Raw genomic sequence first — 767 nt, 5'->3', positions numbered from 1 at the left:
TTTTGTGTGTCTTGAGACATCTGTCAGGTGCGGTTGCATGATCGACGTGTCAGTTCCGGTTTTGTCTTGTTTTGTTTTTTTTTTAAAGCAGAAACCGTCAACCGAGTTGCTCGGTATGCCCGTGGGCTCGGCGCGTCCGCCCAGGGCAACCGCCCCATCCGCCATTGCGCGACTGCTGTTGCCTATTGCAACCGGGCTATAAGCTCCGCTCCCTACGGTACTTCCGTCAATATACCCCTCGGCACGAGAACCGATCACCACGCCACCAACCTGATAATTGCCCCCGGTTATCGGGCCTGTTCCCCAAACGCTGGTCATGCTGGTGTTGCGACCGATTACGATCGAACCCCTCACTTCCGTCGTGGCCTCGGACCCCACGGCAACGCTGTTGATTGCACCCGCTACGGTGCCGAAACCCACCGCGACCGCATTGTTGTCGGATGCGACCGCTCCGACGCCTGCGGCCAGCGCGTTGATGCCGGTGGCGCCGTCGTTGTCGTAGTTACCACCGATCACGCCGTTGTCGTTGACGCTGAAGTAGTGGATTTCGTTGCCTTCCACCACATCGGCCAGCGCGGTCAACTGCGCCACATTCACCGCGTCGTCGTCGTCGGTGCCGGCAGCCACACCGGTGATCTGGCGGAACTGACCGTTGGCCGCATCACCCGCACTCACCGCGCCCAGCGTGCTGGTGGTGGCGGCAATCGCCGCAGCCTGCGCCGCATCGGCACCCGCGGGCACGAAACCGGCAACGCCGGCCCCTGTAT

Annotated in this window: 1 pseudogene; it reads right to left on the bottom strand. The window is 61.8% G+C overall.

The features are described 5' to 3' along the window. Positions 1–767, bottom strand: a pseudogene (locus CSC62_RS17385) (hypothetical protein); the annotation flags it as partial.

It is taken from the genome of Pseudoxanthomonas jiangsuensis (genome assembly GCF_010093185.1).
GTDB lineage: Bacteria > Pseudomonadota > Gammaproteobacteria > Xanthomonadales > Xanthomonadaceae > Pseudoxanthomonas > Pseudoxanthomonas jiangsuensis.
This window is presented reverse-complemented; position numbering and strand designations above follow the sequence as displayed.